This window comes from Frigoribacterium sp. 2355 (genome assembly GCF_054060695.1).
In genome coordinates, this window is the sequence record NZ_JBSSDL010000001.1 from 259,377 (window position 1) to 273,810 (window position 14,434).

Annotated in this window: 16 protein-coding genes; 1 reads left to right on the forward strand and 15 read right to left on the reverse strand. The window is 70.8% G+C overall.

The features are described from left to right. Nucleotides 1–6: 6 nt before the first annotated feature. The 11 genes from ACVJ1F_RS01245 to ACVJ1F_RS01295 form a co-directional block, all read right to left on the reverse strand. Nucleotides 7–420 (reverse strand): preprotein translocase subunit YajC, encoded by a 414-nt coding sequence (locus tag ACVJ1F_RS01245; RefSeq protein WP_456884232.1) that lies wholly within the window; start codon nucleotides 418–420, stop codon nucleotides 7–9. 79 nt (nucleotides 421–499) lie between these two features. Beyond that, entirely contained in the window at nucleotides 500–1,525 is a 1,026-nt protein-coding gene (ruvB, locus tag ACVJ1F_RS01250; RefSeq protein ID WP_056045381.1) for a Holliday junction branch migration DNA helicase RuvB, read from the reverse strand. Continuing rightward, complete coding sequence (ruvA, locus tag ACVJ1F_RS01255; RefSeq protein WP_200412153.1) at nucleotides 1,522–2,136, reverse strand: Holliday junction branch migration protein RuvA; 615 nt, start codon at nucleotides 2,134–2,136, stop codon at nucleotides 1,522–1,524. The genes ruvB and ruvA overlap by 4 nt, the downstream gene beginning before the upstream one ends. Further along, the gene (ruvC, locus tag ACVJ1F_RS01260; protein ID WP_456884234.1) at nucleotides 2,133–2,708 is read right to left on the reverse strand and encodes a crossover junction endodeoxyribonuclease RuvC; all 576 of its coding nucleotides are present in this window, start codon (nucleotides 2,706–2,708) and stop codon (nucleotides 2,133–2,135) included. The genes ruvA and ruvC overlap by 4 nt, the downstream gene beginning before the upstream one ends. A 9-nt stretch (nucleotides 2,709–2,717) precedes the next feature. Beyond that, nucleotides 2,718–3,479, reverse strand: coding sequence for a YebC/PmpR family DNA-binding transcriptional regulator (locus ACVJ1F_RS01265; RefSeq protein WP_056045387.1), 762 nt, complete (start codon nucleotides 3,477–3,479; stop codon nucleotides 2,718–2,720). Between the two features lie 38 nt (nucleotides 3,480–3,517). Then, nucleotides 3,518–4,123, reverse strand: a complete 606-nt coding sequence (gene pdxT / locus ACVJ1F_RS01270; protein WP_456884236.1) for a pyridoxal 5'-phosphate synthase glutaminase subunit PdxT — start codon at nucleotides 4,121–4,123, stop codon at nucleotides 3,518–3,520. 22 nt (nucleotides 4,124–4,145) lie between these two features. Next, nucleotides 4,146–5,060, reverse strand: coding sequence for a pyridoxal 5'-phosphate synthase lyase subunit PdxS (pdxS, locus tag ACVJ1F_RS01275; protein WP_159826534.1), 915 nt, complete (start codon nucleotides 5,058–5,060; stop codon nucleotides 4,146–4,148). A gap of 23 nt (nucleotides 5,061–5,083) precedes the next feature. Next, on the reverse strand, nucleotides 5,084–5,674 hold the full coding sequence (locus ACVJ1F_RS01280) for an HIT family protein (protein WP_456884533.1): 591 nt from the start codon (nucleotides 5,672–5,674) through the stop codon (nucleotides 5,084–5,086). Next, nucleotides 5,671–7,608: a threonine--tRNA ligase gene (thrS, locus tag ACVJ1F_RS01285; protein WP_456884534.1), complete on the reverse strand. Its 1,938-nt coding sequence runs from the start codon at nucleotides 7,606–7,608 to the stop codon at nucleotides 5,671–5,673. The genes ACVJ1F_RS01280 and thrS overlap by 4 nt, the downstream gene beginning before the upstream one ends. A gap of 194 nt (nucleotides 7,609–7,802) precedes the next feature. Next, nucleotides 7,803–8,252, reverse strand: a complete 450-nt coding sequence (sufU, locus tag ACVJ1F_RS01290) for a Fe-S cluster assembly sulfur transfer protein SufU (protein WP_456884238.1) — start codon at nucleotides 8,250–8,252, stop codon at nucleotides 7,803–7,805. Continuing rightward, nucleotides 8,249–9,556: an aminotransferase class V-fold PLP-dependent enzyme gene (locus ACVJ1F_RS01295; protein WP_456884535.1), complete on the reverse strand. Its 1,308-nt coding sequence runs from the start codon at nucleotides 9,554–9,556 to the stop codon at nucleotides 8,249–8,251. Before ACVJ1F_RS01295 ends, sufU begins: the two co-directional genes overlap by 4 nt. 222 nt (nucleotides 9,557–9,778) lie before the next feature. Here ACVJ1F_RS01295 and ACVJ1F_RS01300 point away from each other — a divergent pair, with 222 nt between their 5' ends. Continuing rightward, nucleotides 9,779–11,005 (forward strand): cobalamin-independent methionine synthase II family protein, encoded by a 1,227-nt coding sequence (locus ACVJ1F_RS01300; protein WP_456884240.1) that lies wholly within the window; start codon nucleotides 9,779–9,781, stop codon nucleotides 11,003–11,005. Nucleotides 11,006–11,083: 78 nt separating this feature from the next. Here ACVJ1F_RS01300 and ACVJ1F_RS01305 read toward each other — a convergent pair whose 3' ends face one another. From ACVJ1F_RS01305 to ACVJ1F_RS01320, 4 genes are all read right to left on the reverse strand, one after another. Beyond that, on the reverse strand, nucleotides 11,084–11,887 hold the full coding sequence (locus ACVJ1F_RS01305) for an amino acid ABC transporter ATP-binding protein (RefSeq protein WP_456884242.1): 804 nt from the start codon (nucleotides 11,885–11,887) through the stop codon (nucleotides 11,084–11,086). After that, complete coding sequence (locus ACVJ1F_RS01310; RefSeq protein WP_056045410.1) at nucleotides 11,877–12,542, reverse strand: amino acid ABC transporter permease; 666 nt, start codon at nucleotides 12,540–12,542, stop codon at nucleotides 11,877–11,879. The genes ACVJ1F_RS01305 and ACVJ1F_RS01310 overlap by 11 nt, the downstream gene beginning before the upstream one ends. Before the next feature lie 2 nt (nucleotides 12,543–12,544). Further along, nucleotides 12,545–13,399, reverse strand: a complete 855-nt coding sequence (locus ACVJ1F_RS01315; protein ID WP_402752194.1) for an amino acid ABC transporter substrate-binding protein — start codon at nucleotides 13,397–13,399, stop codon at nucleotides 12,545–12,547. 154 nt (nucleotides 13,400–13,553) lie between these two features. After that, nucleotides 13,554–14,300, reverse strand: a complete 747-nt coding sequence (locus ACVJ1F_RS01320; RefSeq protein WP_456884244.1) for an NRDE family protein — start codon at nucleotides 14,298–14,300, stop codon at nucleotides 13,554–13,556. Nucleotides 14,301–14,434: the final 134 nt, after the last annotated feature.

The window sequence follows — 14,434 nt, forward strand, 5'->3', positions numbered from 1 at the left end:
GTCGGGTCAGGCCTTGGTGTCGGAGTCCTTGGCGACCGTCGAGTCGACCGGGGCGGACGTGGCGCGTTCACCGAACTCGGGAGCGTCGTCGATGACGCGGTCGTGCTCGGTGGAGCCGTCGGCCAGCGAGTCGGCGTCGTCGGTGACGGGCTCGTCGATGACCGGTTCGACGACGCGACCCAGGGTCTGACGGTGGACCTTGAGGACGGTGCCGGGCGAGACCTCGACCTCGGCGACGTTGTTCTCGTCGTCGATGGAGACGACGGTGCCGTAGACGCCGAACGAGAGCATGACCTCGACGCCGGGGACGAGCTTGTTCTGCAGTTCTGCCTGCTGACGGTCGCGCTTTTTCTTGTTGCGGAACATGAAGACGACGAGGACCACCAGGAGGAGGACCATGATGAGGGTTGCGGGATCCATGCGGAACTCCCTTTCGCTGTTGGGGGTGTGGGCCGAGCGGGACTCGCTTCAGCGAGCGAAGGCCTCGGACCTGCAGGAATTATAGGTCATCGCCGAAGAGCGCCCCTGAGGCGTGCGCCAGACCGAAGTGCCGCCAGGCCTCGGGAGTGGCGATGCGTCCCCGCGGCGTGCGGGTGAGCAGGCCTACCCGGACGAGGAACGGCTCGACGACCGACTCGATCGTGTCGGCCTCTTCTCCCACCGAGACCGCAAGGGTGTTGAGGCCGACGGGTCCGCCGCCGAACCGGGTCAGCACCGTGCGGACGACCTCACGGTCGAGCCGGTCGAGCCCCAGCGAATCGACGTCGTAGAGATCGAGCGCTTCGCGCACGGTCGTCAGGTCGGCATCCCGCCCGTGGACGAGCGCGTAGTCGCGGACGCGTCGGAGCAGGCGGTTCGCGATGCGAGGCGTGCCCCGGCACCGTCCGGCGATCTCGGCCAGGGCGGCACCGTCGATGACGATGCCGAGGAGGGACGCCGCCCGGCGGAGGACCTCGGTCAGCTCGGCCTCGTCGTAGAACTCGAGGTGCGCCGTGAAGCCGAACCGGTCGCGCAGGGGGTTGGGCAGCAGTCCGCTGCGGGTGGTCGCACCGACGAGCGTGAAGGGCGACAACTCGAGGGGGATGCTCGTCGCTCCTGCCCCCTTGCCCACCATGATGTCGATCCGGTAGTCCTCCATCGCGAGGTACAGCATCTCTTCGGCCGGCCGCGCCATGCGATGGATCTCGTCGATGAAGAGCACCTCCCCCGGCACGAGCGCAGAGAGGACCGCGGCCAGGTCGCCCGCGTGCTGGATCGCGGGACCCGACGACATCCGCAACGGCCGAGCCCCTTCGTGGGCCACGATCATGGCCAGGGTCGTCTTGCCGAGCCCGGGCGGTCCGGCGAGCAGGATGTGGTCGGGGGTGCGGCCCTGCATCGTCGCGGCCTTGAGCAGCAGCTCGAGCTGGCCCCGCACCTTGGACTGCCCGACGAACTCGCCGAGCGAGGTGGGCCGCAGCGCCCCTTCGAAGGCCAGCTCGGCCTCGGACTCGAGCGTGGGACGGGTCAGGTCGTCGTCGCTCACGCTCGGGCCCCGGCGGACTTCTGCGGACCGAGGTGACCGAGTGCGGCACGCAGCAACTGTGGCACGGCCACCGCGACGGCGTCGCCACGGTCCGCCACGACGGCGTCGATGGCGGCCTGCGCCTCACGGTCGGACCACCCGAGCCCGACCAACGCGACGAGCACGTCGGCAGCCGTCGTCGACGCCGCCGTGACGGTCGGCGCGGTCGGTGCCACGTCGAGCTTGCCGGTCAGCGAGAGGACGATGAGCTTGGCCGTCTTCGGCCCGATGCCCGAGACGCGTCGGAACGCGGCGTCGTCGTCGTCGGCGACGGCGGTGGCGACCTGATGGGGCGTGAGCGTCGACAAGACGCCCTGGGCCGACTTCGGACCGACGCCGGTGACGCTGCGGAGCAGGTCGAAGACCTCGAGTTCTTCGCGGTCGGCGAAGCCGAAGAGCGAGAGGTCGTCTTCTCGGACGATCAACGCCGTGTGGACGAGCGCCTGCTCGCCGACGCGGACCGTCAGTGCGAGCTGTGGGGTGACCGAGACACGGAGGCCCACCCCGCCGACCTCGACCACGACCGATGTGCCGGACGCGGACAGGACGGTACCGCGGACACTCGAGATCATGCCCCCAGCCTAGGAGTGCGCACCGACTTCTCGGCGTCGCGCCACGCTCGCTGGGCCGGCGTGAGGGAACCCGAGGAGGCGCGGGCAGCGACGGGCGCACCCCGCCAGGCATGGCAGATGGCCAGCGCCAGGGCGTCGGCGGCGTCCGCCGGCCGGGGCGCCTCGGCGAGCCCGAGCAACCGGGCGACCATCGTGCCGACCTGCTTCTTGTCGGCCGACCCGTACCCGGTCACGGCAGCCTTCACCTCGGACGGCGTGTGCAGCGTGACGGGGATCTCGCGTTCGGCTGCGGCACGCAGGGCGAGGCCGCTGACCTGTGCCACCCCCATGACGCTGCGGACGTTCTGTTGGGCGAAGACCCGCTCGATCGCCATGGCATCCGGCCGGTGCTCGTCGATGAGCGCCTCGAGACCGCGACCCAGGTTGAGGAGACGCAACTCGAGGGCGAGGTCGGGGGCGGTGCGGATGACCTGCACGTCGACCAAGGTCGCACGCCGCTGGGCGTCGACCTCGACCACCCCGACCCCGCATCGGGTGAGCCCGGGGTCGATGCCGAGCACCCGGAGCGTCACCGCGGCGGCCTATTCTTCGTCGTCGAGCGCGGCCTGCACGTCGGCGGGGACGTCGTGGTTCGCGTAGACGTTCTGCACGTCGTCGTCGTCGTCGAGGGCGTCGATGAGTCGGAAGACCTTGCGTGCCGTCTCGAGATCGACCTCGATCTTGAGCCCGGGCACGAACTCGATGTCGGCCGAGTCGTAGTCGATGCCGGCGTCCTGGAGCGCCGAGCGGGCCGGGACCAGGTCGGAGGCCTCGGTGACGATCTCGAAGCCCTCACCACGATCGGTGACCTCTTCGGCTCCGGCGTCGAGGACCGCGGCGAGGACGTCGTCTTCAGTGAGGTCGTCCGTCTTCATGACGGCGATGACGCCCTTGCGGCTGAAGTTGTAGGCCACGCTGCCGGGGTCGGCCATGGTGCCGCCGTTGCGCGACATCACCGTACGGACGTTGGCGGCCGCACGGTTCTTGTTGTCGGTGAGGCACTCGATCAACAACGCGACGCCGTTGGGGCCGTACCCCTCGTACATGATCGTCTGGTAGTCGACGCTCTCGCCGCTGAGACCGGCACCGCGCTTGACGGCCCGGTCGATGTTGTCGTTCGGGACCGAGGTCTTCTTGGCCTTCTGGACGGCGTCGACCAGCGTGGGGTTGCCGGACATGTCGGCCCCGCCCTGCTTGGCCGCGACCTCGATGTTCTTGATGAGCTTGGCGAACGACTTGGCACGTCGACTGTCGATGACGGCCTTCTTGTGCTTGGTCGTTGCCCACTTGGAATGCCCGGACACGGTGCTCCTTCAGACTGCTGACGTGGATCGCGACGAGTCTACCGCGACGCCCGCGCGCGGGCCTTGTCGAGGAACCGCGAGTGGAACCGCAGGTCGTCGGTGACCTCCGGGTGGAACGAGGTGCCCATCAGAGGACCTTGCTCGACGGCGACGACCCGGCCGTCCTCGAGGACGCCGATCGCCGTCGCGGCCGGCCCGACCGCGTCGACCACCGGGGCGCGGATGAAGACCGCGTGCACGGGTGGACCGTGGAGCACGGGGACGTGGACATCGGTCTCGAACGAGTCGGTCTGGGAGCCGAAAGCGTTGCGCCGGACCGAGACGTCGAGGCCCCCGATGCTCTGCTGGCCGGGGATGCCGTCGACGATGCGGTCCGCGAGCATGATGAGGCCGGCGCAGGTGCCGTAGACGGGCAACCCCGACCCGATCGCCCGTCGAAGCGGCCCGTCCAGGTCGAACGTCCGGGACAGCTTGTCCATGACGCTGGACTCGCCACCCGGGATCACCAGACCGTCGATCTCGTCGAGCTCGGTGGCTCGGCGTACGGGGACGGCCTCGGCCCCCAACGAGGTCAGGACGGCCAGGTGTTCACGGAAATCGCCTTGCAGGGCCAGGACGCCGACCCGGGGCGTTCGTTCGGGCATCACCGACGATCGACCCCCGAGGTCACCAGCCGCGCTCGGCGAGGCGGTGCGGTGCGGGGAGGTCGGGCACGTTGATGCCGACCATCGCCTCGCCGAGACCGCGCGACGCGTCGGCCACGACCTGGGGGTCGTCGAAGAAAGTGGTGGCCTTGACGATCGCCTTGGCACGGTCGGCCGGGTTGCCCGACTTGAAGATGCCCGAACCGACGAAGACGCCGTCGGCACCGAGCTGCATCATGAGCGCCGCGTCGGCGGGTGTCGCGACGCCGCCCGCGGTGAAGAGGACGACGGGGAGCTTGCCGGTCTCGGCGATCTCTTTCACGAGCTCGAAGGGAGCCTGCAGCTCTTTCGCGGCGACGTAGAGCTCGTCGGACTTGAGCCCACGGAGCTGGGCGATCTCTTTCGAGATCGTGCGGATGTGCTTGGTGGCCTCGGACACGTCACCGGTGCCGGCCTCGCCCTTGGAGCGGATCATGGCCGCGCCCTCGGTGATGCGACGCAGCGCCTCGCCCAGGTTGGTGGCCCCGCAGACGAAGGGGACGGTGAAGTTCCACTTGTCGATGTGGTTGACGTAGTCGGCCGGGCTCAGCACCTCGGACTCGTCGATGTAGTCCACGCCGAGGGTCTGGAGGATCTGGGCCTCGACGAAGTGGCCGATGCGGGCCTTCGCCATGACGGGGATCGAGACCGCCGCCACGATCTCGTCGATCATGTCGGGGTCGCTCATGCGGGCGACACCGCCCTGGGACCGGATGTCGGCGGGAACGCGCTCGAGGGCCATGACGGCCACGGCCCCGGCGTCTTCGGCGATCTTCGCCTGCTCGACGTTGACGACGTCCATGATGACGCCGCCCTTGAGCATCTCGGCGAGACCGCGCTTGACGCGGCTCGAACCGGTGGTGGAGGACTGGTGGGAGGCAGGGGTCGTGTCGCTCATGATGGCCCCTATCTTAGGCCCGATCAGACCGCCGACGCCGCCGTCGGCGTCGTGCCGTCGCCGTCCCGCGGCCAGGCCTCGGAGACCACGACGCGGACGTCGCCGAGCAGCTGCGTGACGGCCTTCGTCTGAGCGATGATCGGGAAGAAGTTCGAGTCGCCGCCGTAGCGCGGCACCACGTGTTGGTGCAGGTGGGCCGCGATGCCGGCTCCGCCGACCTGCCCCTGGTTCATGCCGATGTTGAAGCCCTGCGCGTGGGACACCTGTGTGAGGACCCGCATGGCGGTCTGGGTCAGGGACGCGATCTCGGCCACCTCGTCGGAGGTGGCGAGGTCGTACGTGGAGACGTGCCGGTACGGGCAGACCAGCAGGTGCCCAGGGTTGTAGGGGTAGAGGTTGAGCAACACGTAGGCGTGTTCGCCCCGAGCCACGATGAGCGCCTCGTCGTCCGACCTCGAGGGGGCGCTGCAGAACGGACAGGAGTCGTCGTGCGCGCCCTGGCCCGCCTCGACGTAGACGGCGCGGTGCGGCGTCCACAGTCGCTGGAACGCGTCGGGGACCGCGGCGAAGTCGGCGGAGGACTCGGCCGCGGACCCGTCGGCGACCACGCTCAGACCTGGGCCTTGGTCTCGATGGCGGCGACGATCTTGCCGATCGCCTCGTCGAGCGGCACGCCGTTCTCCTGTGAGCCGTCCCGGTAGCGGAAGCTGACGGCCCCGGCCGCGCGGTCGTCCTCGCCGGCGATCAACTGGAACGGCACCTTGGCCTTGGTGTGCGTGCGGATCTTCTTCGGCATGCGGTCGTCGCTGTGGTCGACCTGCGCCCGGACGCCGACCTCGCGCAGACGTGCCACGACGCCGTCGAGGTAGTCGCCGTACTCGTCGGCGACGGGGATCGCCACGACCTGGACGGGCGCCAGCCAGACCGGGAAGGCCCCGGCGTAGTGCTCGGTGAGCACGCCGAAGAAGCGCTCGATCGAACCGAACAACGCCCGGTGGATCATGACCGGACGCTGACGCGACCCGTCGGCAGCCGTGTACTCGAGGTCGAAGCGCTCGGGCAGGTTGAAGTCGAGCTGCACCGTCGACATCTGCCAGGTGCGTCCGATCGCGTCACGTGCCTGGACCGAGATCTTCGGCCCGTAGAACGCCGCGCCGGCCGGGTCGGGTACGAGTTTGAGGCCGGTCTCTTCTGCGACCTGCCTCAGCGTCGCCGTCGCCTCGTCCCAGGTGGCGTCGTCGCCCACGTACTTCTCGGGGTCCTTGGTGGACAGCTCGAGGTAGAAGTCGTCGAGGCCGTAGTCGCGCAGCAGGCTGAGGACGAAGTCGAGCGTGCCCTTGAGCTCGGCCGCCATGTCGTCACGGGTGGTGAAGATGTGCGCGTCGTCCTGGGTCATGCCGCGCACGCGGGTGAGCCCGTGGATGACGCCGGACTTCTCGTTGCGGTACACGGTGCCGAACTCGAACAGGCGCTGTGGCAGGTCACGGTAGGACTTGGCCGACGAACGGTACGCCAGGATGTGCATCGGGCAGTTCATCGGCTTGAGGTAGTAGTCCGCACCCTGACGGGTGATCTCGCCCTCGTCGTTGCGTGCCTCGTCGAGGTGCATCGCCGGGAACATGCCGTCCTTGTACCACCCCAGGTGGCCCGAGGTCTCGAACAGGGCCGCCTTGGTGATGTGCGGCGTGTAGACGAACTCGTACCCGGCCTTCTCGTGGCGCTCGCGCGAGTAGTCCTCCATCTGGCGACGGATGATGCCGCCCTTCGGGTGGAAGATCGCGAGACCCGAACCGATCTCGTCGGGGAACGAGAAGAGGTCGAGCTCGGCGCCGAGCTTGCGGTGGTCGCGCTTGGCGGCCTCCTCGAGTCGGGCCTGGTAGGCGCGCAGGTCGTCCTTAGTGGGCCACGCCGTGCCGTAGATGCGCTGCAGCTGGGGGTTCTTCTCGGACCCGCGCCAGTAGGCGGCCGCCACGCGCATCAGCTTCGTGGCGTTGCCGAGGAGGCGCGTGCTGGGCACGTGGGGACCGCGGCAGAGGTCGAACCAGACGACCTCGCCGGTCTTCGGGTCGAGGTTGTCGTAGACCGTGAGCTCGGCCCCGCCCACCTCGACCGACTCGCCGTCGGCGCCGAGGTCGTCGGCCGACCCGCCCTTGAGCCCGATGAGCTCGAGCTTGAACGGTTCGTGGGCGAGCAGCTCGCGGGCCTCGTCGTCGGTCACGACGCGACGACGGAAGCGCTGACCCTGACGGATGATGCGCTCCATGCCCTTCTCGATGGCCTTGAGGTCGTCGGGGGTGAAGGGCTCCGCGACGTCGAAGTCGTAGTAGAAGCCGTCGGTGACGGGCGGTCCGATGCCGAGCCTGGCCTCGGGGTTGATCTGCTGCACCGCCTGGGCCATCACGTGCGCAGCCGAGTGTCGGAGGATGGCCAGGCCGTCGGGCGAGTCGATCGTGACCGGCTCGGCCACGTCGCCCGCGTGCACTTCGGTCGCGAGGTCGCGGAGCTCGCCGGACACGCGGACGGCCACGACCGACTTGTCGGTGAACAGCTCGGAGCCGGTCGTCGTCGCGGTGGCCTCGACGGCCGAGAGGCCGTGGGCGGCTGAGGAGGCGGTCGGGTCGATGTCGGTCTGGTCGGACACGGCGGTGGTTCCTATCGTCGAGGGGCGGGGACCACTTTAGTCGCCGACCGACCGCCGACCGGTCGACCGGGGCCTCGACGGGCGACGAGGCCCGGGTCGGCTCAGACGGCGCGCAGTTCGGTGGAACAGGCCTCCGCCGCGACCCACGCGAGCATGCCGCACTTCACCCTCATGACGAACTTCGAGACCCCGTGGAACACGACCGCGTCGCCGAGGACCTCGTCGTCGGGCTCCCCGGCGCCCCGGGACCGCATCATCTCGCGGAACTCCCCGACGAGTGCGTCGAGCCCGGTCAGCGTGCGACCCGGAGCCAGCTGCGCCAGCACCGAGGCGGAGGCCATCGAGATGCTGCAGCCGGCGCCCTGCCAGCGGAGGTCGGCGATGCGGTCGGTCCCGGGCTCGAGGGCGACGCGGACGGTGATCTCGTCACCGCAGGTCGGGTTGCGTTCGTGGTGCTGCGCGTCGGCCCCGGGCAGCTCGCCGTCGCCGTGCCGCGCCCTGGCGTGGTCGAGGATGACCTGCTGGTACAGGCCGTCGAGGGCGGCGCTCACCGCGCCTCCTCGGCCTTCTCGTCGACGGGCTCCGGGCCGACGACGCCGAAGTAGCCGCGGACCTCGGCGACCCCGGCGACCAGCCGGTCGACCTCGTCGCTCGACGAGTACAGGTAGGTGCTGGCCCGCGTCGTGGCCGTCGCCCCGAGACGCCGGTGCAGTGGCTGGGCGCAGTGGTGGCCGACCCGCACGGCGATGCCGCGCGCGTCGAGGAACTGGCCGACGTCGTGGGCGTGCACCCCGTCGACGACGAAGCTGGCGAGTCCCGATCGCGGCACGCCGGCGGGCGGGCCCACGACCGTCACGCCGTCGACGGCCTCGAGGCCGCGGACGAGCAGGTCGGCGAGGGCCTCCTCGTGGGCGCGCACCCGGTCCATGCCGAGGGCGTCGAGGTAGCGCACGGCCTCGGCCAGGGCGACGGCCTGGGACACGGGCTGCGTGCCGGCCTCGAAGCGCTGCGGAGCGGGGAGGTACTCGGAGCCCTCCATCGTCACCGTCGTGATCATCGAGCCGCCGGTCCGGAACGGCGGCAGGGCGTTCAGCAGCTCGGCCCGCCCGTAGAGCACGCCGATGCCCGTGGGCCCCAGCATCTTGTGGCCCGAGAAGGCGGCGAAGTCGACGTCGAGGTCGTGGAGGTCGACGGGGCGGTGCGGGACCGACTGGCAGGCGTCGAGGACGACGAGGGCGCCGACGTCGTGCGCCAGCGCCACCAGCTCGGCGACGGGCGCGACGAGGCCGGTGACGTTCGAGACGTGGGCGAAGGCGAGGAGGCGCGTGCGGGGTCCGACCACGGCGGCCGCGTCGGCGGTGGTCCAGGTGCCGTCGTCGCGGACCGGCACGTATCGCAGGCTGGCACCGGTCGTCGCGGCGAGTTCTTGCCACGGGACGAGGTTCGCGTGGTGTTCGGCCTCGGTGACGACGATCTCGTCGCCGGGCGCGAGGGCGAAGCGTCGCGCGGCCTCACCACCCCGCCCGTGCGTCGCGTTCGCGACGCCGTACGCGACGAGGTTGAGGGCGTCGGTGGCGTTGGAGGTCCAGACGATCTCGTCGACGTCGGCACCGACGAAGCGGGCGACCGTCTCGCGCGCCTCTTCGTAGGCCTCGGTCGACAGGGCGGCGAGCGTGTGGGCGCCCCGGTGCACGGCCGAGTTCGTCGTCTCGAGGAAGCGCCGCTCGGCGTCGAGCACGGACGCGGGCCGTTGGGCGGTCGCCCCCGAGTCGAGGTAGGCGAGCGGCTCGCCGTTGACGTCCTGCCCGAGGAGCGGGAAGTCGGCGCGCAGACGGCGGGCGTCGTCGTCGGACAGCCCCGGACGGTGGGTGGATGGTGCGGAGGAGGTGGTGGTCACGGTGTCCCTTCCCGTCGATCGTACCGAGGCACCCCGGGGGGCCCGGCTCCGGCCGACACGGGACGCAACGGTCGACGGCCGCCCGGTGTTCCCGAGCGCACGGCTGTGACGTCCCGTGTCGTGCCCGTCGCACTCGTCCGGGGTCGGGGGCCAGAGTGGTGGCGACGAACGGAGCACCCCATGACGACCACCCCCGGCCGCATCGAGACCACCCACGCGGGAAGCCTGCCGCGCACGCCCGAGCTGATCGCCGCGAACGACGCACGCGCCCTCGGCGAGGACGGCTTCACCCTCGAGCGCACCCCCGAGTTCGACGCCCTGCTGACCGACGCCGTCGTCGATCTCGTCCGGCGCCAGAACGATCTCGGCATCACCATCGTCGGCGACGGCGAGTACGGCAAGGCCATGACGAGCGCGGTCGACTACGGCGCCTGGTGGTCGTACTCGTTCCAGCGGGTCGGCGGGCTGTCGCTGACCGGGTCGGACATCTTCAGCCAGCCGGCCGTGCGGTCCTCGCCCGGCGACGTGCGACTGACGTCGTTCCCCGACCGCCGGGACTGGCGGTCCTTCCACGACGCCTACACCGACCCGACCTCGGGCATCGGCACGGGCTCGGGTGCCACGCCGTTCCCGAGCACGACGGGACCCCTGGCCTACGTCGGACACGCCGCCATCGCCTCGGACATCGCCAACCTGAAGGCCGGGCTCGAGGCGAGCGGTTCGACCTCGGGCTTCCTCACGTCGTTGTCCCCGGGCAGCGGTGCCCGCATCGCCAACGACTTCTACGCCACCGAGGAGGAGCACATCTGGGCCTGGGCCGAGGTGCTGCGCGAGGAGTACACGGCGATCGTCGAGGCCGGCCTGACCGTCCAGATCGACGACCCCTCGATCGCCGAGAACTGGGACCAGATCAACCCGGAGCCGAGCGTCGAGGACTACCGGGCGTTCACCCGCATCCGCGTCGACGCGCTCAACCACGCCCTCCGCGGCCTGCCGCCGGAGCAGGTGCGCTTCCACCTCTGTTGGGGCTCGTGGCACGGTCCCCACACGACCGACGTCGAGTTCCGTCACATCGTCGACCTCGTGCTCGAGATCGAGGCCGGCTCGTACTCGTTCGAGGCGGCCAACGTCCGTCACGAGCACGAGTGGAAGCTCTGGCGCGACGTCGAGCTGCCGACCGGCAAGACGATCGTGCCGGGCGTCGTCAGCCACGCCACGAACGTCGTCGAGCACCCCGAACTCGTGGCCGACCGCATCGAACGGTTCGCCTCGCTGGTCGGCCCCGAGAACGTCGTCGCCTCGACCGACTGCGGCCTGGGCGGTCGCATCCACCCGCAGATCGCGGTGGCCAAGCTGGCCGCGCTCGGCGAGGGCGCGCGCATCGCCTCGCACCGCCTGTTCGGCTGAGCGTCCGCGGCGGAGTCGACCCGCGCCTCCTGGTCCCCGATCGAGGAGGCGCGGGTCGATCGTCGCGCGAGCGTCCCGTCAGTCGTCGAGCGGCTTGAGCACCCGTTGCAGGAACTGCTGCGTGCGGGCCTCGCGGGGGCGGGACAGCACGTCGGCGGGACGGCCCCGCTCGACGACGACGCCGGCGTCCATGAAGAGCAGCTCGTCGGCCACGCGTCGGGCGAACTCGAGCTCGTGGGTGACGACGATCATCGTCCAGCCCTCGTCGGCGAGTTCCTTCACGACGGTGAGCACGTCCCCGACCAGTTCGGGGTCGAGGGCCGAGGTCGGCTCGTCGAAGAGCAGGAGTTCGGGCCGCAGGGCGAGCGCGCGCACGATGCCCACGCGCTGCTGCTGGCCGCCCGAGAGCTCGGCCGGGTAGGCGTCGGCCTTCTCGGCGAGGCCGACGCGCGCGAGGCGTGCCTCGGCCTCGGCCCGCGCCTCCTTCGGATCGCGTCCCTGGACGCGCACCGGTCCCTCGACGACGTTCTGCAGCACCGTGAGGTGCGGGAACAGGTTGAAGTGCTGGAACACCATCGACGAGCGGTCGCGGAGGGCGAGCAGGTCGCGCTTGCCGACCGTGGTGCCGAAGTCGATCGAGCGGCCGTCGGAGAGCGTGACGACTCCCCCGTCGGGCACCTCGAGGCTGTTGAGCGACCGCAGCACGGTCGTCTTGCCCGAGCCCGAGGGCCCGATGATGGCGACGACGCGTCCGCGGCGCACCTCGAGGTCGATGCCGCGCAGCACCTCGTTCGTGCCGAACGCCTTGTGCAGCCCCCGGACGGTCAGCACGGGGGCGCCGGTCTCGTCGGCCGGCCGGGGCGGGGTGACGTCAGCGGGCAACGTGGCGGTCCAATCTCTTCTCGAGGGCGTCCTGCCCGAACGACAGGATCAGGCAGATCACCCAGTAGACCAGGGCGGCCTCGAGGTAGATCAGCAGGAACTGGTTCGAGACGGTGGCGATCTGCTCGGCCTGACGGAACAACTCGACGACGAGGATGACGCTCGCCAACGAGGTGTCCTTGACCAGGCTGATGAAGGTGTTCGACAGCGGGGGCACCGAGACGCGCGCCGCCTGCGGCAGGATGATCCGCCGGAGGGCGAGCCCCCGCGACATGCCGATCGTGTGGGCGGCCTCCCACTGGCCCTTGGGCACCGAGAGGATGGCCGCGCGGATGACCTCGGCCGCGTACCCGCCGACGTTCAAGGAGAACGCGATGATGGCGCTGGGCCACGGATCGAGCTTGACGCCGATCGACGGGAGGCCGTAGAAGACGACGAAGAGCTGCACGAGCAGCGGCGTGCCCCGGATGATCGAAATGTAGACCCGGGCGATGCCCGCGAGCGCCGCCTTGCCCGACAGGCGCATCAGCGCGATGACGACGGCGATGACCAGCCCGATCGCCATCGATGCGAAGGCGAGCGGGATCGACGCGACGAGCGCCCCCGACACGATCGGCCAGAGCGACCGCCAGAAGAGGTCGAGGGAGGACTGCACGCCTACTCGCTGACGTCCTGGCCGAAGTACTTCTCGCTGATGGTCGCCAGCGTGCCGTCGGTCTTCAGCTCGGCGAGGGCGTCGTCGATGGCCGACACGAGGTCGTCGCTGCCCTTCGTGGTGACCAGGGCCGAGCGCGAGACGTCGTCCGTGGTCGCCGCGATCTTGATGCCGGCGGCCTGGTCGGGGTTGGTCTTGACGTAGTCGAGGAAGGTCAGTTCGTCGTTGACGGTCGCGTCGATGCGACCCTGCTCGAGGAGCGCGACCGACTGGGCCCAGCCGTCGACGACCTGCACGTCCGCGCCCGCGTCCTTGGCGGTCGTGTAGAAGTTGCTCGACTGCGACTGGGCCGTCGTCTTGCCCTCGAGGTCGGAGAGCGAGGTGATGTCGGTGTTGTCGGCGGCCGTGATCACGACACCGCGGCTGACCGTGTAGGGCGTCGAGAAGTCGTACGTGGCCTCACGCTCGTCGGTGATCGAGATCTGGTTGGCCACGAGGTCGAAGCGGCCGGCGGTGAGTCCGGCGAGCAGGGCGTCGAACTGCGTCTCCTCGAAGGCCGGGGTGACGCCGAGCTTCTCGGCGACGGCCGTGGCGACGTCGACGTCGTAGCCGGTCAGCGCGCCGGCCCCGCCCTCGTGGTAGGTGAAGGGCTGGTAGGTGCCCTCGGTGCCGATGACGAGCTCGCCGGCCGCCTGGATGTCGGACAGGCTCTTCGCCGCGCTCGTGTCGGCGGTCGCGCTGCCGGTGGACTGGACGACCCCGTCGGTGGAGGCGGGCGCGCAGGCGGCCAGGGCGACGGCGGCGGCGGCGACGACGCCGACGGAGGCGAGGCGACGGACGGTGCGGACGGCGGTGATCTTCACGAGGGTTCCTTTGCTGCGGCTCGGGGGTCGGACGAGCCTCCCGACACTAACGCCGCGAGGGCGGGCGTGATTCCCGATGACTCCGCATGACCTTGCGGCCACGGAGGCCGGGCGTCGTCGCACACCCGTCGGCGTCGCCACGCGCCCGTCAGCGTCGCGCGATCGCCTCCGCCACCGAGGGGGCGCCGTCGAGCCGCACGTGAAGGTGGGCCACGTCGTCGGCCGAGACGGCGACGGTGCTCAGCGAGAGCGAGTGGAAGAGGTGCCCGTCGACCAGGTCGGCCCGCACGAGCGCGTCGTCGTCGTCGGTCGGCAGTGCGCTGCTCTCGCGCAGCAGGTCGAGCCACGGCGTCCAGCTGCCCTCGCCTCCTTCCGCCGTCGGCAGCGGACCGGTCGGAGGCGCGACGTCACGGAACCGAGGCAGCCAGCGGTCGACGCGCGGCACGGACCGGTCGTCGGGGGCGGCGTGCGTGAGCAGATGCACCCCGGGGGCGAGGCGGGCCGTCTCGGTGGCGGTGCCGTCCCAGACGGAGTGCACCGCGCCTCCTGCGTCCGCGGTGAGCAGGTTGAAGGTGCGGGTCGTCTGCGGCCCCTCGGGCAGGACGCCGTCGGCGGCCGCCCGGAGGGGCAGGGCACCGCGGGTGGTCCATCCGCCGGGCGGCGACGCGGGCGCCTCGTGACGGTTGAGCACGACGCTCGCCCGGCTCGGGCCCCGGGCGGTCGCCAACCAGGCCCCGCCCGCCTCGCGGTCGTGCACCCCGGTCACCCGCTCACCGAGGTCGGGCCACCAGGCGCCCGGCTCGTCCCAGGGGCGGTCGGGCGACTCGTCCCGGAGCCCGAGGAAGACGACGGGCCAGGGCGTGCCCGGCTGGACGGCGACGACGACGGTGCACATGGGGTCCTCAGGGTGGGGGCTCGTCGGGACGGGTGCCGACGCTCGACCGCGGGATGCGGCATCGTGGTGGGCAACGCTACCGACCCGGCACCGGGTCGGCCGACCGACGCATCGATCGACGAGGCCCACCGTGA